Origin of the sequence: Massilia sp., assembly GCF_032106685.1 — a bacterium.
Classification (GTDB): domain Bacteria; phylum Pseudomonadota; class Gammaproteobacteria; order Burkholderiales; family Burkholderiaceae_D; genus Telluria.
This window is the reverse complement of sequence record NZ_DAMCPG010000065.1, coordinates 1-19,340: the sequence shown is the minus strand read 5'-3', so window position 1 is coordinate 19,340 and position 19,340 is coordinate 1. Positions and strand designations below refer to the sequence as shown.

21 protein-coding genes are annotated in these 19,340 nt (G+C 63.2%); 19 read left to right on the top strand and 2 right to left on the bottom strand.

Annotation, left to right across the window (positions count from 1 at the left end; all coding sequences use genetic code 11):
- A partial coding sequence (locus RT688_RS22590; RefSeq protein WP_313707082.1) for a hypothetical protein occupies positions 1-221 on the top strand: 221 nt, incomplete at its 5' end.
- A gap of 10 nt (positions 222-231) precedes the next feature.
- Here the strand turns inward: RT688_RS22590 and RT688_RS22585 are convergent.
- Positions 232-564 carry a hypothetical protein gene (locus RT688_RS22585; RefSeq protein WP_313707081.1) on the bottom strand — a complete coding sequence of 111 codons (333 nt, stop codon included), beginning with the start codon at positions 562-564 and terminating at the stop codon, positions 232-234.
- 59 nt (positions 565-623) lie between these two features.
- Positions 624-1,652 (bottom strand): OmpA family protein, encoded by a 1,029-nt coding sequence (locus RT688_RS22580; RefSeq protein ID WP_313707080.1) that lies wholly within the window; start codon positions 1,650-1,652, stop codon positions 624-626.
- A gap of 755 nt (positions 1,653-2,407) precedes the next feature.
- Between RT688_RS22580 and RT688_RS22575 the strand changes: the two genes are divergently transcribed.
- From RT688_RS22575 to lnt, 18 genes are all read left to right on the top strand, one after another.
- The gene (locus RT688_RS22575) at positions 2,408-2,683 is read left to right on the top strand and encodes a hypothetical protein (RefSeq protein WP_313707079.1); all 276 of its coding nucleotides are present in this window, start codon (positions 2,408-2,410) and stop codon (positions 2,681-2,683) included.
- A gap of 77 nt (positions 2,684-2,760) precedes the next feature.
- Complete coding sequence (locus RT688_RS22570) at positions 2,761-4,134, top strand: pilus assembly protein TadG-related protein (protein WP_313707078.1); 1,374 nt, start codon at positions 2,761-2,763, stop codon at positions 4,132-4,134.
- A gap of 20 nt (positions 4,135-4,154) precedes the next feature.
- Entirely contained in the window at positions 4,155-4,871 is a 717-nt protein-coding gene (locus tag RT688_RS22565) for a hypothetical protein (RefSeq protein ID WP_313707077.1), read from the top strand.
- Complete coding sequence (locus RT688_RS22560) at positions 4,868-5,707, top strand: hypothetical protein (RefSeq protein ID WP_313707076.1); 840 nt, start codon at positions 4,868-4,870, stop codon at positions 5,705-5,707. Before RT688_RS22565 ends, RT688_RS22560 begins: the two co-directional genes overlap by 4 nt.
- Positions 5,708-5,748: 41 nt before the next feature.
- Positions 5,749-6,393, top strand: a complete 645-nt coding sequence (locus RT688_RS22555; protein ID WP_313707075.1) for a hypothetical protein — start codon at positions 5,749-5,751, stop codon at positions 6,391-6,393.
- Positions 6,394-6,401: 8 nt separating this feature from the next.
- Complete coding sequence (locus tag RT688_RS22550) at positions 6,402-6,611, top strand: hypothetical protein (RefSeq protein ID WP_313707074.1); 210 nt, start codon at positions 6,402-6,404, stop codon at positions 6,609-6,611.
- Positions 6,612-6,635: 24 nt separating this feature from the next.
- Positions 6,636-7,709: a Flp pilus assembly protein CpaB gene (cpaB, locus tag RT688_RS22545; RefSeq protein ID WP_313707073.1), complete on the top strand. Its 1,074-nt coding sequence runs from the start codon at positions 6,636-6,638 to the stop codon at positions 7,707-7,709.
- Positions 7,709-9,040 carry a pilus assembly protein N-terminal domain-containing protein gene (locus RT688_RS22540; RefSeq protein WP_313707072.1) on the top strand — a complete coding sequence of 444 codons (1,332 nt, stop codon included), beginning with the start codon at positions 7,709-7,711 and terminating at the stop codon, positions 9,038-9,040. The genes cpaB and RT688_RS22540 overlap by 1 nt, the downstream gene beginning before the upstream one ends.
- Positions 9,041-9,044: 4 nt before the next feature.
- Positions 9,045-10,859, top strand: coding sequence for an ATPase, T2SS/T4P/T4SS family (locus RT688_RS22535; protein WP_313707071.1), 1,815 nt, complete (start codon positions 9,045-9,047; stop codon positions 10,857-10,859).
- Positions 10,852-11,715: a type II secretion system F family protein gene (locus RT688_RS22530; protein WP_313707070.1), complete on the top strand. Its 864-nt coding sequence runs from the start codon at positions 10,852-10,854 to the stop codon at positions 11,713-11,715. Before RT688_RS22535 ends, RT688_RS22530 begins: the two co-directional genes overlap by 8 nt.
- Positions 11,716-11,726: 11 nt before the next feature.
- Entirely contained in the window at positions 11,727-12,596 is an 870-nt protein-coding gene (locus RT688_RS22525; protein WP_313707069.1) for a type II secretion system F family protein, read from the top strand.
- A gap of 10 nt (positions 12,597-12,606) precedes the next feature.
- Positions 12,607-13,107, top strand: coding sequence for a tetratricopeptide repeat protein (locus RT688_RS22520; RefSeq protein WP_313707068.1), 501 nt, complete (start codon positions 12,607-12,609; stop codon positions 13,105-13,107).
- The gene (locus RT688_RS22515; RefSeq protein WP_313707067.1) at positions 13,104-13,853 is read left to right on the top strand and encodes a pilus assembly protein; all 750 of its coding nucleotides are present in this window, start codon (positions 13,104-13,106) and stop codon (positions 13,851-13,853) included. Before RT688_RS22520 ends, RT688_RS22515 begins: the two co-directional genes overlap by 4 nt.
- Positions 13,853-14,209, top strand: a complete 357-nt coding sequence (locus RT688_RS22510; RefSeq protein ID WP_313707066.1) for a DUF192 domain-containing protein — start codon at positions 13,853-13,855, stop codon at positions 14,207-14,209. The genes RT688_RS22515 and RT688_RS22510 overlap by 1 nt, the downstream gene beginning before the upstream one ends.
- Entirely contained in the window at positions 14,206-14,583 is a 378-nt protein-coding gene (locus tag RT688_RS22505; protein WP_313707065.1) for a hypothetical protein, read from the top strand. The genes RT688_RS22510 and RT688_RS22505 overlap by 4 nt, the downstream gene beginning before the upstream one ends.
- A 62-nt stretch (positions 14,584-14,645) precedes the next feature.
- A complete protein-coding gene (locus RT688_RS22500; protein WP_313707064.1) occupies positions 14,646-16,541 on the top strand; it encodes an Ig-like domain-containing protein in 1,896 nt (631 codons plus the stop codon).
- 15 nt (positions 16,542-16,556) lie between these two features.
- Positions 16,557-17,576, top strand: a complete 1,020-nt coding sequence (locus RT688_RS22495) for a hypothetical protein (RefSeq protein ID WP_313707063.1) — start codon at positions 16,557-16,559, stop codon at positions 17,574-17,576.
- Complete coding sequence (lnt, locus tag RT688_RS22490; RefSeq protein WP_313707062.1) at positions 17,573-19,201, top strand: apolipoprotein N-acyltransferase; 1,629 nt, start codon at positions 17,573-17,575, stop codon at positions 19,199-19,201. The genes RT688_RS22495 and lnt overlap by 4 nt, the downstream gene beginning before the upstream one ends.
- Positions 19,202-19,340 lie beyond the last annotated feature (139 nt).

The window sequence follows — 19,340 nt, the reverse complement described above, 5'->3', positions numbered from 1 at the left end:
GACCACGCCGTAGCTCGGCAGTTCAATTAAACCAACAGGTAACGGTGACAGCGCCGATGAAAACGCAAAAAGGCACCATGATCGCTCATGGTGCCTTTTTTGCTGGACGCCGGCCTGGACGGCTGCCCGGTCAAACCGGTCGCGCCGAACGGCCTCCGGAGCACTGCATTGCCGGAAACGCTTGCGGCGCCTGCGGGAGCAAGCTGCCTGTCGCAGCATGACCGAAGGCCGTTACGATCGGGATTCGACCTTCTTGCGGCACGCCGCCTGGGCAGCCTGCAGGCGGCTCTGCAGGTTCTTTTGCATGTTCGGCGGCGCCGGCGTCCCCAGGAACATATTGTTCTTTTCCGCCTGGGTGAAGTTGTCGAAGTAGGTGTCGTAGACACAGGTGCAATACGGCTTCGCCAGCTTGGGATCCTTGGGTGCGGTCTTGTCGAGCTCGATCACGGACTCGCATCCCTCCACATTCATCTTCTTCAATCCGTCCATCCTCTCGTCGGCGTGGGCGGGAAAATGCAGGGCGATGGCAGCGATCATGGCGGCCAGTGTCAAACCGTGTTTCATGTCATTCCTTTACGTGATGGGTGGTTCTGCAATGCCGGGGCGCCTGGTCGGCCCGCGCTTCAGGTACGCTTGACCAGCTCGACGCGACGGTTCCTGGCGCGTCCCTCTTCGTCCTTGTTGGCGGCCACCGGTTTGGCATCGCCCAGGCCGACTGCATTCAGGCGCTCCTTGGCGATGCCCGCGGCAATGAGCGAACCCATCACGGCGTCCGCCCGCTGCTGCGACAAGACCTTGTTGTGCGCCGGATCGCCGACGTTGTCCGTATGGCCTTCGATGGTCAGCTTCAGCGAAGGGTCCTTCTCGAGCAGCTTGATGATCTCGTCCACGGCCGGCCTGCCGTCCGGGCGGATACTGGCCTTGTCGGTATCGAAGTTGATGTACAGCGCGACGTGGCCGGCCGATGCCAGTTGGCTTTGCATGGCATCGGCCGTGACAAAGGCGACCGTCTGCTTGAAGGGCTGCTCCGCCACCACGAGCGTGCCGATGTTGCTGTTGCTCGACATGAGGACGATCCACACCAGCTGGTCGGGTTTCCTTACCAGATAGGCGTCGTAAGACATGCTCCAGTCCGAACGGGTTTTCTGGTCGTTTGCCGCGGGCGCCTCGCTCGAGGCGGGAGCCAGCTCGGAAGGGATCGCTTCGTTGACCTTCACCCCACCCATCTGTGCTATCAGGTTTTCGTAATTGCGCCGTGCCTCGGCTTCGCTCAGATTCGCATCGCTCAGATAAAACTTATGCGACTCCACGCGCCCCTCTACTTTCCTGAGCTGCTTTCCCGCGACCACGTAGAGGGAATCGAAATTCGCCTTGTCCGTAAAGCGGCCTTCCTCGTTGATGCCTGCGGGGTATTCCAGATAAGGGAAAGGCGGCAGCGCGCCTTTACTGACCGGGACTTTCTCGATATCGAATTGTGCCTGGGACGCCGGCGCGCTGTCCTTGGTCGGGGTCGCGCCTGCTGCGTTCGACTCCGGCGATGAAGCCGCGGTGGAGGCAGCAGCGTCCGGCTGCGGTGCGGGGGCTTTGGGTTTGCAAGCAGCCAGGGACATGCTCAAGGCTGCGAGGACGATCACTGCGGAATATCGGGACATGTTCGTTTTCTTCGAAATGAAATCTGCAAGATTTTAGCCGATGTTATCAAAAGCCATCAGCGGAGATAATGCCAATTGTTTTAAAAGTGCACAAAAGAAACTTTCGATAACATGGAATCATCTCTTTATACATTTTGATAACATGCCGGCTTTCGGGCATTTTCACTTTATGCATTTTAAATATCCTGCCTGCCGTTGATACCGTGTTTGATGCAGCGGCATGCTTGTGGTCCATGCAGCCTGGACCGGAATAGTGATATTTGGTGATTTTTTTCGAGATAACCTTGGATTTTCTATTACCTATTCATGGCGCATAAACGCTGGTGTAGGACTGTAGAGTGGATTTATGTAGGAATGCTCCTATGTATTTTACGAAACACTGGCAATTCGCGATCGCTTGCATATATATCGCGCTTGCGCGCGTGATACGACAAATCCTTTGTCTTGTCAATTTTCCAGCGCAAGGAACACACATCTCATCATGTGAAAATTTTCTTTCCTTCATCTAATTCTCACAGATTCTTTATGCATGCTTCTCCTGTCGAGAAAGGGCATGACAGCTAGCTCGTCATAGGAGAAAGGCGGTTTGCGCGATGAAATGGCAATGCAACTAATCATGCAGAGCAGAAAATTATTTAAAAGGCGCGGCTGCGCCCGTGCTAGAAAAATAATTTTGTTGAGTTGTATCGGCGGTTTTGAATAAGATTCGTCCGCTGTCACCTCGCTGGTTTCTTAACTTTCGTCCGGAGTAATTCATGAACAAATTCGCCGCCCGTAATCCCGTTCGTCAACGCGGTCAAGGTATGACCGAGTACATCATTATCGTTGCCCTGATCGCCGTCGCAGCAATCGGCGTGTACCAGGCTTTCGGTAAAGTCGTCCGCGGCCAGACTTCCGTTGCAGCTGCCGCGCTCAGCGGTAGCGCCACCACCACCGGCCGCGCGGCAGCCAATGCCGCTGCCACCGACAGTGGCAACGAAGCGAAGAACACGAAGACGCTGAAAAACTTCGACGCGAACACCGCTAAATAAGACGTACCGGGGCGGCGCGCGCCGCCCTTTTTCGTGTCATGCAGGTCGTCCTCCTGCGTCAAGCCATAGGATCCCGGATGCGTTTCAACCACAGTAGAAATCGAGGACAAACCCTGGTGTTATTCCTTGGGTTTGTCGCTGCTATGGTGGGTATGATGCTGGTCGTTTTTAATTCCGGCCAGGTTACCAACGCCAAGATGCGCGCAATGAATGCCGCCGACGCCGCCGCATATAGCGGCGCCGTGTGGGAAGCGCGCAGCCTGAACTTCCAGGCGTACATGAACCGCGCCATGGTGGTCAACGAAGTGACCATCGCGCAGTCGGTCAGCCTGCGTTCCTGGATTTCGTACGTTGCGCGCTTCGTCGCGAACGTCAACATGATCACCCAGTTCATTCCCTGGGTGGGCACGGTAACGACCGAGATCAAACAGGTCCTGAACCAGGTCAGCACCTCGATGAACAATCTTCTGCCAATGGCGGATATGGCGCTGCGCGGGGTCAACCTGGCGGCGCACTCGGCGCAACATGGTTTCTACGCTTCGGGATCGATCATTGCCCAGGAACTGGCGACCGAGGTGGCAAAAGCAAACAAGGCCAGGATGTCGCCTGCCGGCGTAGAGCTGATGGCCTCTAACACGGCGAACTGGATCGCATTCACCAGGCCGTACGAAGGTAAGGACCGCGCCCGCATCAAGGCAGTCACCCTCGATTCGCGCGATGGCTTTTCCCAGAATCGCGACAATACCGCATTGGCGCTGAGCCCTGCCTTCGAAGTAGCCAAGCAAGGTGGTACCGACCTGATCGACTACGATTCCTGGAAAGCCCTGGACTCCTCCGAGTTGAGGACCCTGAAAATTGCCGGAAAATGGACCAGCAAGACGCCCCTGGCCTGGGGCGGCGCGCAAAGCTATGCCCCGACCAGGAAAACCGGGATCGGCAAGCACGGCGAGGAGAACAAGTGGAACCGGTCCGATGGTCAGCGCGCGCGCACGGAAGCCAACGCCATGACCCCGAGCTTCTTCGCCCGGGCCAACGCCAAGAGCATTGCGATCCCCTTCCAGGGCTATTACGACATCAGCAACCCGAAGGACAAGAAGGCTGACCTGCAGCTTCCGTTTTCCGTGGAAGTCGTGGTCCCCAAAGCCGATATTCCTACCGGGACCAGCGCATTGCATGGCAAGGCCGCCCTGGCCGACGGCACCCAGATCGAGCACGACCCCAATTACGCCGGCGGTGGCGGCGTGTATGCCCTGGCGGAGGCCTGCGTGCGCTTTGCGCGGCCCTATCGCGAGGATCGGGCCGACAAGGCGCGCGAGTTCCCCAGCCTGTTCAACCCTTACTGGACGGCGTCGCTGGCTACCGAAAGCCCGTTGGCGCGTGCATGGGTGGATGGCCGGAAGGGGCTGATTCCGCCGATCTCTACTGTTTTCACGAAAGATACCTGTTCATGATGGGACGAGCAGTACGTTGTATGGGCGCTGCCCTGGGAATGTTTGCGGCCCTTGCGGCCTGCGACCGGCAGACTGTCGATGCGGCGGCCCAGTCTTACGACATCGTCACGCAAATGCGGCCGGAATCGCTGGATGTCTACATGCGACCGCATCGCCAGATGTACGACGTATGTGCACGCGTGCGCGCCATGCAGCAGCTTGCGCCACCACCGCCGCTGGTGACATTGCCGGCCGATTTCGTCATGAAGCGCAGTACCTATCTCGGCAGCGGGAGCGGCTACCTCATCCGGCATGAGGAGTTCAATGTCGTCATGGATGAGACAGACTGCAAGACGCGTATTGGTTCAGCCATCACCGAAGCTGTAGCGCGCGAGGGGAAGGTATATGGGCAGCGGCGCGAAATCGACGGCCATACCGAGGTGGATCCGCCAGCGCCTTCGGGGTGGGATTCGTCGAAAGCGGCTTCCGACGAAGCTTCCTATACCGAGAACAGAACGGTCGGCGGCATTGGCATGCGTTGTTTATCTGCCTCCTTGCTCGGAGGCATGACGCTGGACCAGTGCGCAGCCAACACGAACGCGGGTCTGCTGCGCGATGGCGCGGGCGACCCTGTCGTCCTGCATGCGCGCAACGTCGTTCCCGGGCCCGACAAGATGGTCGTGCTGACCGAGCCGGTTAGTGTGCAGATCGGCAAGCCCGTCAGTCCGGAGCGCATTGCGCTATCGGGAGCCAAATGATGCGAGCGCTGAAAAACCCGCCGGCCATGCCTTCATCGCAGTCGGGACAGGCCATGGTGGAATTCGTCGTGATCGCGCTGACGACGATCGGCTTATTCCTGGGCATCTGGTACATCGGCAAGTTTCATGACATCCAGGCCACGACCATCCAGGCAGCGCGCTATGCGGCGTGGGAGCGTACCGTACGTCCGTCCTCGTATTCGGACACGCGGCTGCAAAGCCAGGTCCGGGCCCGTCTGTTCAGCTGGAACAAGGATGCCTACAAGGCGAACGATGGCATCAACAACGGGCAGGGGTGGAACCAGCAGACGACCATGTGGATGGACCATGCCAACGACAAGCGCCTGATCAAGGCGCCGAATGACGTCACGCTGCGGACCGCCTCCGCCGGGTTGCCGGGCAAATCGGTTGGCGCAACCCTTGCCCTCGTCAGTGCAATCGACGCGGCCGGCGGCGCCAACAAGCTGCCGAAGGGCGGCCTGTTTACCGGCACGGTGAACGTGAACATTGCCAACCTGGCGCATATGCCGGCGCCGCTCGACGCCATGAACCTGAGACTGACGGAAAGCTCGGCGGTTGTCGCGGACAACTGGGATGCCGGTTCGCCGAAACAGGTGGCGGCGCGTACCGAGGCGTTCACCCCCGGCAGCGTGTTCGATTTCCTCGACACCGGGCCTTTCAGCCTCATCAAAGTGGCCTTGGGAAAGATCGAGCCTGCATTCAAGAACTTTCACCCGGGGCAGATCTGCCCGGACGTCGTGCCGATGGACAGGATCACGGCGCTGAACGGCAACGCCAACCGGCCGGTGTACCGAGGTGCCCAGCCGTGCTATTGAAACCTGAACCATCGCATGCCCTTGCAAGGGCGCTCGCACTCGTGCTGGCCCTTGCGCTGTTCGCGCCACCCGCGTGCGCGGGCTGGCAGGACATTCCCGACACGATCACCTTGCAGCACATCGGCGACAAGATGGTGGTCAATGGCATCCCGATGACGGTGCGTGCCTTCCACACCTCCATGCCCGCCGAACAGGTGGTGAACCTGGTGCAGGAGGCCTGGGACCGGAACCGCGATCGCACGTCGGTGACCCGCACGAGCATGCCGCCGTGGACCGTCCTGAATCAAACGGTCGGCGCCCAGCACCGCAGTTTCCAGATCAAGGCGAGCCCGAACGGCGGCTACGAAGGGTTCGTGGCGCTGACCTCGCCCGCCCTGGCGCGTGAACCCAAGCCCCTGATCCGCCTGCCGCCCGGGGTAACGCCGGTGCAGATCGTCGATTCGGTCGACAACGGCCGCAGTTCCCAGCAGATCGTGGCGGTGTCGAAGCGCTCGATCGACGCCACCGGCGCGGCGCTGGAAGCAAGCCTGAAAGCGGCCGGTTGGGAGCGCCACGTGATGAAGAAAAACGCCAGGACGCTGGTCTTCGCGGCCAATCGCCAGGGCAGGGAATTCGATGCCATCCTGACCGCCGAGAAGAACGGGTCGATGGTCATGATGAATATTGCCGATCAACCCAAACAATAGGAGCAGCAATGCGGCACCGGACGACCAATGAAGCAGGAAAGTGGAGGCATGCGCAACGCGGCCAGGCCATGATCGAGTACCTGCTGCTCGTCGGCGTCGTCGCAATCGTGCTGTTTACCCCGTCATCACTGACGAACAATATCGCGCCAGCCGATTTCCTGGCGCGTGCAGTACGGTCTTTTTTCCGTGGATATAGCTTTCTCGTTTCGGTTTTTTAACACTCTTCTTCAAAGTTTTCCGTCTTGAAAATCTCGAAAAATACCCTGTTGCTCGGTGGAGCCATTGTCCTGGGCATCGTCTGTTACGTGGGCGCGCAGTACTATCTCCGATCCTCGCTGTCGGCCGCGCAAGCACGACTGGCCGGTGACTACAAGACGCGCCAGGTCATCGTCGCGGCCACCGACATCCCCGCCGGAGGCGTCCTGAGCGAGGATAACCTGGCCGCCCGCAGCATTCCTCAACGCTATCTGTCCAGTACCACGCTGGGACCGGACGATCTCGACATCGTCGCCGGCCAGAAAATCGTGGTCGACGTGAAAGCCGGCGATCCGATCGACCGGGGCGCGCTGGACCGCTCCGACCGCGCGGCGCTGTCGACCACGGTCGCCAACGGCGAACGCGCCATCACCTTCCCCGTCGACGAGGTGAGCTCCATTTCCGGCATGCTGGTGCCGGGCGACGTGATCGACCTGCTCTACACCGGACCCGGGAATACCGAGAACTCGTATCGCCGGCAACCAGGGGCGGAACCGGGTCCGAAGGAGCTGCTCCACGTTCGGCCGATCCTGCAGGCGGTCCAGGTGATCGCGACCGGCAAGACCACCCGGAAACGCGTCGTGCAGACGCAGGCGGGCGGCTCGGAGGAAGTGAACATGGACTTCACCACCGTCACGCTGAAGGTGACGCCGGCCCAGGCGCAGGAGGTGCTGATGGGCCAGAGCCTCGGGTCGCTGACCGCGGTGCTGCGTAATCCGGAAGACACGTCGTCGCTGCCGAAGATGGTGCTCGACGAGACCAGGTTCAAGAAGGTGGCGGACGCTCCGCAAGCGCGCGGGGGACGATTCAACGCTTCCTACATCGAGATGTACGTCGGCGGTCTTGGCGGCGGCGCGGTACGTTCCCGCACTCAACAGGAAGCGGCGCCGCCGATCACGGTTCGGCTCGATGGCGTGGCCCCGCAGGCCGCGCCCGCAAGCGCGCCAACGCCGGCACCGGGTCCCACTGCGCTCGACGTGCGCAGCCGCCTTGGTATCGCCGCGCCGGCGCCGGCCACGAAAAACACAGCAACCCATTTTCCTTTGACCCGAAACCAATAATGAAATACCTGAAGACTTTTATCTTGTTGTGCTGGATGTCGATGTGCGGGGTGGCGCAGGCAGCTGCGGGAGGAGAGCAAACGCTTGAACTGTTCAGTGGGGAAGCCCGGGTGCTGCCGGTGTCCGTGAACCGCATCGTGGTGGGCAATGGCAAGGTGATCTCGGTGTCGAGCATCGCCGCCAATCAGCTGCTGGTTCTCGCCGAAGGCCCCGGCACGTCCACCCTGCAGCTGTGGCTGAAGGACGGATCGCAACAAAAGATGACCGTGGTGGTGCTGGAAGCTAACCTGAAACAGACCTTGGCCGATATCGAGCGGCTGCTCAGCAGCGTGGATAACGTCAAGGCCCGCATCGCCGGTTCCAAGATCGTGCTGGAAGGGGAGATGGTCAGCGACAGCGACCAGGAGCGCGCGCAGGCAATCCAGAAGATGTATCCCGACCAGGTCGTGAATTTCGTCGGCAAGGTGGGCTGGGAAAAGATGATCTACCTCGACGTCAAGGTGCTCGAACTGACCGAGAAAGGTTCGCGCGACCTGGGCATTCGCTGGGATGCACAGATCAACGGACCACACGCCGGCGTGCTGGCCGACATTGCCTCGAACAACCTGTACCGCTACGTCCCCAAGGAGGAACAAAGCGGCCTGGACTTCAGCAACGTTCCCTTGCCGAACAGGGTCTGGCCACCGAAAGGGTTCATCACCCTGGCATCGCTGATTACCTCGAAGATCAACCTGCTGGTGCAGGATGGCGAGGCGGAAGTGCTGGCGGCGCCGAGCCTGACCACCCGCAGCGGCTCCAAGGCGCGCTTCGTCGCGGGCGGCGAGATTCCGCTGCCGGTACAAGGTGCGTTTGGCCAGACCACCGTCGAATTCAAGGAATACGGCATCATCCTGGACGTTACGCCGGTGACCGATAAATCCGGCGCGATCTACGCCAAGGTCGACGTGGAAGTGAGTTCGATCGACCGCTCGGTGGCGGTGCTGGGCATTCCCGGACTGCTCAAGCGCCATTCGCAAAGCGAATTCAATTCGAAGGATGGCGAGACCGTCGTCCTCAACGGCCTGTATTCCTATGAAAGGGCGGGCGACACGCAGAAAGTGCCGGGACTGGGCGGCCTGCCGCTGATCGGCGGCCTGTTCCGCAACAAGGGCAGCAGCAGTTCGACGCGCGAAGTGGCGATCATCATTACCCCGCGTATCGTGCAAGCCACGCCGAATCCGAACCCGCAGCCGAAGGATGTCAACGCCGAAAAGCTCTACGAGTTCGAGAAGAAAATCCGCGACCGCGGCCTGTCGCCCCAAATGCCCCAACCCTTGACTGTCACCGAGTAAAGCCATGATTGTGTTTGAAACCAGGAATGCCAGCGGCCAGCTGCAGGAATATACGGTCGGCGAACCGACCGTTCTCGGCAGCGCGGGCCCGGTACCCCTGCCACCGAGCGCCGGCAAGCGCGCACTGGCGGTGGCATTCGACAAGGACGACAATGTCCACATAACGGACCTCGGCTGTGCATCCGGCGTATTCGTCAATGGCGAACGCATCGTCCGCTACGGCCCGTTGCGCGCCGACGACGTGATCACCATTGCCGGCCAGCCGCTGCGGGTCAAGGCGGTCGGCACCCAGCGTCCCGTCGAGCCGGCCAGGCCGACCATGCATGCCAGCGCACCGCCGGCGCCGCAGCAGGGCGGGGCGGCGGTTGTCCAGATGCCGAGCCGGACCGCGGCCGGTTTTCAGCTTGCAACGCAGCCCGCAGCGCAGTTCATGGCGCAGCCGGCGCCCCAGGCGACTGCGTCCGTCGTGGCGCATGGCGTTCCGCAGCGCAGCGACGCCGCGCGCGCGCATCAGCTGGCGCTGACGACGAACGCCGTCGTGCTGCACAACGAATTGATCCAGACCCTGGACCTGCGGCGCCAGGACGTGACCCGCATGGCCGACGACGAGCTGCGCACGGTGGCCAGCAGGCTGATCGGCGAGCTGATCCAGAAAATGACGCTGCCGGCGCAGACCGATCCCGATGAGCTGGCGAAATTCGTGCTCGACGAGGCCGTCGGTCTCGGGGTGCTGGAAAGCCTGCTGGCCGATCCGTCGGTGACCGAGATCATGGTCAACGGCGTCGAGGACATCTTCATCGAGCGCGGCGGCCAGACGGTGCGTTCCGACATCGCCTTCAGTAGCGAAAAAGCCTTGATGGGCGTGATCGAGCGTATCGTCGCGCCGATCGGACGGCGGGTCGACGAGTCGTCGCCGCTGTGCGACGCGCGCCTGAAAGACGGCTCGCGGGTCAATATCGTGATTCGTCCGATCGCGCTGAAGGGGCCCTCGATCTCGATCAGGAAATTCGCCCAGCGCCGCCTGCAGGTGGAGGACCTGGTGAAATTCGACTCCGTCGACCAGCAGATGGTGGATTTCCTGAAGATCTGCGTCGAGCAGAAGAAGAACATCGTCATTTCGGGCGGTACCGGTTCGGGCAAGACCACCTTGCTCAACATTATTTCGAACCTGATTCCGCCGCTCGAGCGCATCGTCACCATCGAGGATGCGGCCGAATTGAAGCTGTACCACGACAACCTGGTCACGCTCGAGGCGCGTCCGGCCAACGTGGAAGGGCGGGGGCAGGTGTCGATCCGCGAGCTGGTCAAGAATTCGCTGCGGATGCGCCCGGACCGTATCGTCGTCGGCGAGTGCCGCGGCGGCGAGGCGCTCGACATGCTGCAGGCGATGAACACCGGCCACGACGGCTCGCTGACGACCGCCCACGCCAACTCGCCGCGCGACATGCTGTCCCGTCTCGAAACGATGGTGCTGATGGCGGGCATGGACTTGCCGGTCGCGGCGATCCGCGAGCAGATTGCGTCGGCCGTGCAGATCATCGTGCAGCAGACCCGCTTCGCCTGCGGCACCCGCAAGGTGACGAGCATCACGGAGATCACTGGCATGGAGCGCGGGGTCATCCAGATGCAGGAACTCTTCAAGTTCCAGCGCCAGGGCTTTTATGAGAACGGCAAGATTCGCGGCTACTTCACGCCATGCGGCGCCGTGCCGAGCTTCTACGAAGAGTTGCGCGAATTCGGCGTCGAGCTCGACCTGTCGATCTTCGGTACCCGGGATGCAGATGCATTCGACAACGGTGGGCAGCTGAGAAATGGATGATCCGTCGCTCCTGCCCGACCTGGTAGCGGTCGGGATCGCGCTCAGCATGGTGTTCCTCATCTTCGCCACGTGGATGGCGGGGCGCCAGTTCGCCAGGCGCTATCGCGAGACGGTGCTCGATTCGACCAGCGTGAAGCTGTCGGACATGTTCATTTTCATGGACACCGCCGTGCTGAGCCGCATCAGCGTGGTGGCGACCGTGTTCATTCCCTTGCTGCTCATGCTGGTCACGGGCAACCTGCTGCTGGCCGTCGGTGGCGCGGCAGTGTGCCTGTTCGGCCCGAACCTGGTGCACAAGCGGCTCAAGGAAAAGCGCCGCACGCGCCTGATCCGCCAGTTGCCGGACACGCTAGACGCCCTGGTCGGCGCCCTGCGTTCGGGGATGAGCCTGCAGCAGGCGCTCGCCTTGCTGGCCGAGCAGTTGCCGTCGCCGTCGAACCAGGAATTCGGCCTCGTGGTGCGCAAGGTGCGCATGGGCGTGGCGCTCGACGACGTGCTGGAAGAACTGGAGAAGCGCATCGAGTCGCAGGAATACACGATGTTCACGACCAGCATGCGCATTGCGCGTGAAGTCGGCGGCAACCTGACCGAATCGCTCGAACGCCTGGCCGACACCATGCGCCGCAAGCTGAACATGGAGGACAAGATCCGCGCGCTGACGTCCCAGGGAAAAATCCAGGGCATCATCGTCGGCCTGCTGCCGCTGTTCCTGATGTGGGTGTTGAACATCATGGAGCCCGAGGCGATGGCGCCGCTCTTCAGTACCTGGCTCGGCTACGGCGTGCTGCTGGTGATCTTCATGCTCGAGTTTATCGGGTTTATCTTCATCCGCAAGATCGTCAACATCGATGTCTGACCGGAGCCGCCATGTTTGAATATTTGCTACCCCTGGTCTTTGCGCTCGCGGTCGTCGGGCTCGTGGTCGTCGCCTACCGCCTGGTGGTCGCGGTGCAGTTCGAGGATCGCACCTATGCCGACAAGCCGCCCAAACTGATTGCGCGGGTATGGCCGCTGGTCGAGCTGTTTTCCTTCTACGTCAGCCCCTATCTGTCGGTCGAGTATCGCGAAAAAACCATCCGCAAGCTGCGTAAGGCCGAGCTCGATTATGCGATGTCGCCGCAGCAATGGTTCAGCGCCAAGCTCGTGTATGCAGCGATCGTCGGCGCGCTGATGTTCGGGATCGGCCTGTGGCTCGACATGGACAGCTGGATGATGCCGCTCGGCGGCGCCGCTTTCGGTTTCGTGTACCTGGATATCTGGCTGCGTGACCGCATGAAGCAGATCGAACTGGAGGTGCTGAAAAACCTGCCGAACTTCCTCGACATGCTGACGCTCGCCGTCGAATCCGGTTGCAACCTGACGACCGGCATTACCATCGGCGTCGAGAAGACGCCCGACAATCCGCTGCGCCGCGCCTTTGCGCGCCTGCTGCGCGAGATCCGTTCGGGCCGTACCCGCATCGACGCGCTGCGTTCGCTGGAAGACCGGCTGGACCTGCCCCCCGTGCAGTCGCTGGTGAGCGCGCTCGTCCAGGCCGAAAAGACCGGCGCCAGCATGGGCACGGTATTGCGGGCGCAATCGACCCAGCGCACCAACGAACGCTTCGCGCGCGCCGAAAAGCTGGCGATGGAAGCGCCCGTCAAGATGCTCGGCCCCCTGATCCTGTGTATTTTCCCTTGTACCTTCGTCGTCATCGGCTTCCCGATTGGGATGAAGCTGATGGATGCATTTTCGTGAAAGAGGTTGTATGGAGTTGAAACGACGCGCAGCCGGCGCCGTCCTGGCCGCTTGCTGCTTCCTGGTCGGATGCAGTACCGGGAAGCCGGCCGTGGCGCCGGCGGCGGACCAGTTGTCGCAGGCCGAGGTGGACACGCTCAGCGGGCAGGCCGAACAGGAAATCGCCCTCGGCCGCTACCCGCAGGCGATCGCCTTGTACGAGCGCGTGGTGGCCGCCAGTCCGCGTAACGCGCAGGCCTGGTTCAGGCTGGGCACGGTGCGCATCAAGGCCAGGCAGATGCGGATGGCGCAGTACGCGTTCGAGCGGGCGCTGCAGGTCGACCCGGGCATGAGCAAGGCGCAGGCCAACCTGGCGTTGACCCACCTGCACGAGTTCCGCGTGGCGGCCGCGCAGGCCATCGCCAGCGACCAGGTGAGCGACGCGAATCGCGCAACCCTGCGTTCGCTGATGCGCGACGTCAACCAGGCGCTGTTCCCGGCGCCGGCCCTGACGTCGGCAGGAACGCAATGAGCGCGCGCCGTCCCGTGTCGACGTGGGCGCCGCGCCGACAGGACGGCGCCGCATCCGTGGAATTCTTTGTTATTTTCCTCGTCGCCATCACGCTCATCATGGCTGTCCTGCAGATGGGAATGTTCATGGTTGCCAAGAATACGGTCAACCTCGCCACCTTCGCCGCGGCGCGGGCCGGGGCCGCGTCTGGCGGGGATAAAGGCGAGATGAAAAAAGCGTTCGCCAAGGCTTTGTCGGGCTTGTACGTGGCCAAAGGACTGCGCCTGGCAGGCTCGAATGGCTTGACCGATGTTTCAGGCGGGAATTTCCAGCAGGTGATCAGCGGCTCCACTGCCTACAGTTATGCCGTGGCGAGCATGCCGACCAATGAAATCAAGATCCTCAACCCGACAAGAAAAGCGTTCACCGACTTCGGGGTTCCCAATCCAAATGGCGGAAAAGCACGCATCATCCCGGCTACCGGGCTGTTGACCGACACAGCCGTGGGCGCCGCGTCGCAGCAGACCCGGGCTGATGCCTTGCTGCTGAAGATCCGGGTCCGGCATTGCTACGAGATCGCGATGCCCCTCATCGGCAAGGCGATCTGGGCAGTCTACGCCGAGAACCCCCTGTTTCCTCCTCCTGTTGAAAACCTGCCCTGTATGCTCGAGCACCCCTTGCCGGATGGTCGCATGGGGCATGGCGTGATGATCGAGTCGGAGGCCGTGGTGCGAATGACCGCCCCTGCAATCGAAAGCAATTTCTAGTGGGCGCGCCTCAGACCATCAAGCTGCCCGGACTACAAGTCGAGGTGGCCCGCAGCTTTTCGCAGCGCCTCGTCGGCCTGCTGGGCCGGCGCGGCCTGGCCGACGACAGCGGCCTCCTGATCACGCCCTGCAACAACATCCATACGGCTTTCATGCGCTTTGCCATCGATGCCGTATTCGTCGACGAACACGCCAGGGTGGTGGCGGTCTGCCCGGAACTCGGGCCGTTCCGGGTCGCGGTTGCACGCCGCGCCCGGGCTTGCCTGGAGCTGCGCAGCGGCAACGCGGCGGCGCTGGGCATCGAGGTCGGCCAGTGCCTGGCGCCGCTGTTGCCGGCACTCGGGAGGCGCCGATGAGGATGCTCGCCACGGCCATGCTCCTGCTGAACCTGGCGTGCGCCGCGCCGGCCCTGGCGGGCATCTTCACCAAGCGCGAACCTGGCGGCGTGACCGTGTACTCGAACATCCCGAGCGGGCCGCGTGTGGACCAGCCCGCGGCGCGGCCGTCGCGGGCGGCGGCGGCGGGCACGGCGGCTGCCGGCTTTCCCAGGATTTCGCGGGCCGAACAGCGCAAGCGTGACCTCGGCCGGGAAGCCATCCTGAACGAGGAGCTCGACAACGAGCAGCAACTGCTGGCCCGTGCCCGTGCGCGCCAGGCGGCGGCGGACGTGCAACGCCGGCACCTGGGCAATATCGCGGCGATCAAGCGCGAACTCGCTGGTTTGCGTTGATCCAAGACCGTTTTGCAGGCGACCACTTCCTTTTTATTTTATTGACTGGACCAAGCCCTTTTATGTCGACACCGTCTACCTTTCCTTGCGGCCTGCGCGTTCTTGCGCTGTCCCTGCTGACCGTCGCCGTCCTGACCGCCTGTGGCGGCGGCAGCGATAATTCTCCGGGCGCCGTACCGGGGCTCAACTCGCAAATACCGGGTTCCGGCAATGGCGGCGCGATTGCCAGGTCGACCCTGGCGTTGACCCTCACGAACGGGGCGGGTGCGGCGACCAATTTCCTCAGCGTGAGCGCTCCCTTGACGGCCACCGCCGTCCTCAAGGACGCGGCCGGCAAGCCGATCCCGAATGCCCTGGTTGCATTCAGCGCCGATCCGGCCCTGGCGACCATGGCGCCATCGGCGGGCACGGTCCTGACCGACAGCGAAGGCAAGGCAACGGTGCGCCTGACGGCCCCATCGCTGCAGGCCAGCGGCGCCGGCCTGCTCAAGGTGGCGGCAACCGTCGGCGAGCAGGCGGTACTGGCCGAAACCACCTTCAGCATCGGCGCCCCGAACATCAGCCTGCGCGTCGTCAGCCCCACGGCCAGTCCCTCGCTGCTGAAGGCCTACGGTTCCGGCGTCATCACCCTCGACGTCCTCGGCGACGGCAAGCTGCTGGTCGACGACACCCAGTCGATCAACCTCGCATCTCCTTGCGTCAGCGCCGGCAAGGCGTCGCTGGCGTCCGAGGTCCGCACCATCAACGGACGCGCCCAGGTGGTCTATCGCGACCTCGGCTGCGCACAATCGGATACCGTCACCGCGTCGATCGTCGGCTCCAGTGCCACCGCGAAGCTCAGCTTCCAGATCAGTCCGCCCGATGCGGCCTCCATCGATGTCGCCACCATCGCCCCCGCCGATCGTTCCATCGTCATCAAGGGCTCGGGGGGCAGCGGGCGGAGCGAATCGGCGACGGTCACGTTCCGCGTCGTCGACCAGTTCGGCAATCCGTTGGCGAACCAGAAGGTGACGTTCGCGACGATTTCCACCAAGGCGGTCGGGCTGAGCAAGACCACGGACGTCACCGACGCGGCGGGCGAAGTCTCGACCGCCGTCACCTCGGGCACCGAGCCGACGGCGGTACGGGTCCAGGCGACGCTCGACGGCGGGCTGTCGACGATTTCCGACAGCATTACGGTGACGACCGGATTGCCGATCCAGGCGGCGTTTTCGCTCAGCAGCGAGACGTACAACATCGAAGGCTGGCAGTACGACAATATCCAGACCGAGCTGCTGCTCCTGCTCGCCGACCAGTTCGGCAACCCGGTGGCCGATGGCACGCCGGTGGTGTTCCAGACCGACAGCGGGGCGGTCGGCACGTCTGACCGTGGCGGCTGTACGACCGTCAACGGCAGCTGCAGCGTACCGCTGCGCAGCCAGAATCCCCGTTATCCCACCGATGCCGGCGCACCACGGGGCAGGGCAGGCATGGCCACGGTCACCGTGTCCACCAGCGACAATACGACGGTGCCGCTGACGGGCCAACTGCGTGTGTTCTTCAGCGGTAGCCACGCCTACGTCACGCGCATCCAGAACGGCAGCGTCTCGCCGGTCACGGCCGAAGGGATCAAACTGCTGACCGCGAGCTGCGCACCCACGCAGGTGGAGATTCGCGTGAGCGACGTGAACCGGAATCCGATGCCCAGCGATACGGCCCTGGAGCCGACTGTCCAGACCAACCTGGTTGCGGCCATCCTGCCGGCGGCGGTGCCATCGAAAGCGCCGGTCCTTACCAATGGTGTCGTGGTCGGCGACCAGGGTACGCGCCACCTGATTACGCTCACGCCCGACGCCGGCAAATGCGTGGAGGGCGGCGCGGCCAAGGCAACCGGTTCGACGCAAGTGACCATCACCACGCCGTTGGAGAACGTCACGAGCTTCCCCGTCACCCTGACGTATCCGGCAGCGACGCCTTGATCGCGCAGCACGGCAATGGGTGTGCCAGCTGACCCGCAGGCGGCCGCCGGCGCGCTGCCGATGCACACGCTCGACCGGCGCTGGCTGCTCGCCCTGTATGCGGTAATACCGTTTGCCGTGGGCCTCATGCTGCTCGACCAGGCGCTGCTGGGCAGCCACCTGCGGCGGGCGGTGCTGCCGGTGGCGCCCGAGGAATGGCCGGCCTGGACGATCCTGTTCGGCATGCCGCACGTGATCGCCGGCCTGCTCACGATGGCCGACCGCGAATACCTCGGCTATTACCGGCGCCGCTTTTGCTGGCCATTGCTGGGTTTCGGCGCGATCTCGATCGCCGCGGCGACCGGGCCGGGACAGCTGGCGTTCAGCGTCGCGCTCTGGCTCGGTTTTTATACGGTCACGCATTTGCTGACCCAGCAGATCGGCCTCGCCTTCACGATGCTGCACAAGCCGCCCGTGGGTTGGATGCGGCTGTGGAAATGGACGATGCTCGTGCTCGGTGTGCTCGTGTACGCCGGACTGTTTCTGGACATGAACCTTCCTGATGCGTCGCTGGGCGGCCTCGATCCGCATGCGCTCGTGGTGCTGGGCGGAGCGGGGCTGCTGGCGCTCCTGCTGGTGCCGACGGCGGTCCTGGCGCGCCGCGCGGTCGACCGCTGCGCAGTCGTTTACGTGTGGAGCAACTGGGCCATGGTGGCTGCGATCCTCGCCGCTTTCGCCTGGCGCTACCCTGTCTTCATCCTCCTGATCCCGCGCATCATCCATGACCTGACTGCCTTCCTGGTCTATTTCAACCATGACAGCAACCGCAATGCGCAGTACGGCCATAACCTGCTCTACCGGCGCGGGCGGCGGGGCCGCGCGGTGGCATTCTGGATCTTGCCAACGGTATCGGTCGGGCTGGCGTATGCGCTTCAAATCAATGAGTTTCCGCTCTTCATCGCCATTAACTTTTTCCTGACCTTCATGCATTACCACATCGAATCGGTCGTGTGGCGCCGTCCGCACCTGCACCGGCAGTGCCTGGTGCTGTCGTGAGCGCACGCCTGCCGGCCAGCGTCGTGGCAACCGAGCGCGTCCTGAAACGGGCGAGGGCAGGGGCCTTGCTGCTCCAGTCCATCCTGGGCCTGGTGTTCGGCGCCGCGCTGACACTGGCTTTCGCGCCGGCCGAGGCGTGGTGGTTCGCACCGTATTGCGTGGCCGGCCTGATGCTGCTGGTAAGCGGGCGCGGGCCCGGCGCCTTCGTCATCGGCGGCTGTTTCGGCCTCGGCTGGTTCGGCGCGGGATTCTGGTGGATATTGCCGGCGCTGGACAGCTTCTCGGACGCGGGCATGCTGTTCAGCTTCCAGCTGACGGCCGCGCTCGTCGTCTACCTGAGCCTGTTCCCGGCCTGCGCCGCCGTCCTCCTCGCACGTTGCCGGCAGGCGGCCAGGCCCGGCCTGCGCGGCCGCTTATGGACCGCCACCCGGATGGCGCTGGTATTCGCGATGGCGGAGTGGGCGCGCGGGACGCTGTTCGGCGGCTTTCCGATGCTGGCGACAGGCTATGTGCACACCAGCGGCCCGCTGGCCGGGTTCGCGCCCATCGTCGGCGTTGTCGGGCTGGGCTTCGTGAACGCGTGGATTGCGGCGCTGCTGGCATGCGCATGCTGGCAGGTACGCGCAGACCAGGGCCTGCGTTTGTGGCTCGAGACGGCAATACCTGTCCTGCTCGTGCTTGCCGGCGGCGCGCTGCTGCGGCAGGTCGACTGGAGCACGGATACGGGACGCACCCTTGCAGTGAGCCTGCTGCAGGGAAATCTGCCGCAGTCGGAAAAGTTCACCGACGCCGGCTTCGCGCGTGCGGTGAACATCTACGGCAACATGGCCGCGACGGCCGAGGGCCAGCTGACGGTGCTGCCCGAAACCGCCTTGCCGCTCGAATGGTCGCTGATGCCTCCGGCGGTCGGGCTGGCCTTCCAGGATATTGCAGACACGACAGGTTCAACCATCGTCATCGGCAGCGTCGTGCACAGGGCCGGCAGCGCTGGCGCCCCGGGCGAGCTGATGAACAGCGCCATCGCTCTACGCCCGCGCCGCGCCGGCACGGACGCCACGCCTTACCGCTACGACAAGCAGCACCTGGTGCCGTTTGCCGAATCGCTGCCGGCCGGCGGCGCCTGGATCGGCGAGCGGCTCGGCATGGGGGCCAACGGCCTGACGCCCGGCCGTCCGGGGCAGCCGCCACTGCTGGTCGATGGCGCCCGCGTCGCGGTGACCATCTGCTTCGAGGATTTGTTCGAGACGGCGCTGGCGCGCCAGGCCAGCGACGCGGACGTGATCCTGAACCTCACCAACTTCGCCTGGTTCGCCGGCTCCTACGCTCCGGTGCAGCACCTGCAGGTGGCCCAAATGCGCGCCCTGGAAAACGCGCGCTGGTTCATCCAGGTATCGAATACCGGGGTCACGGCGCTGATCGATGCCCACGGCCGCATACAGGCGCGCCTGCCGGAAAACGAGCCCGGCGTGCTGGCCGGACGGGTGCGGCTGATGGCCGGAAAGACGCCGTTCATGGTGCTGGGGAATTGGCCGCTATTGCTGGCGGCGGCGCTCTGCCTGCTGTGGCCGCTTAAGCGTTGGACGCAAAAAACGCGGGGACGCTGCCGCGTGACGCCAGCAATGTGAAGTCATCGGCGGAAATAGACCTGTCATCGTCATTGTTGGAGAACCGATATGACCGACTGTCTCAAGTCAAAGACAGGCCAGAAAGCAAAAAGCCCACGAACCGAAATTCGTGGGCTTCCTGTGTATTCGTGGTAGGCCG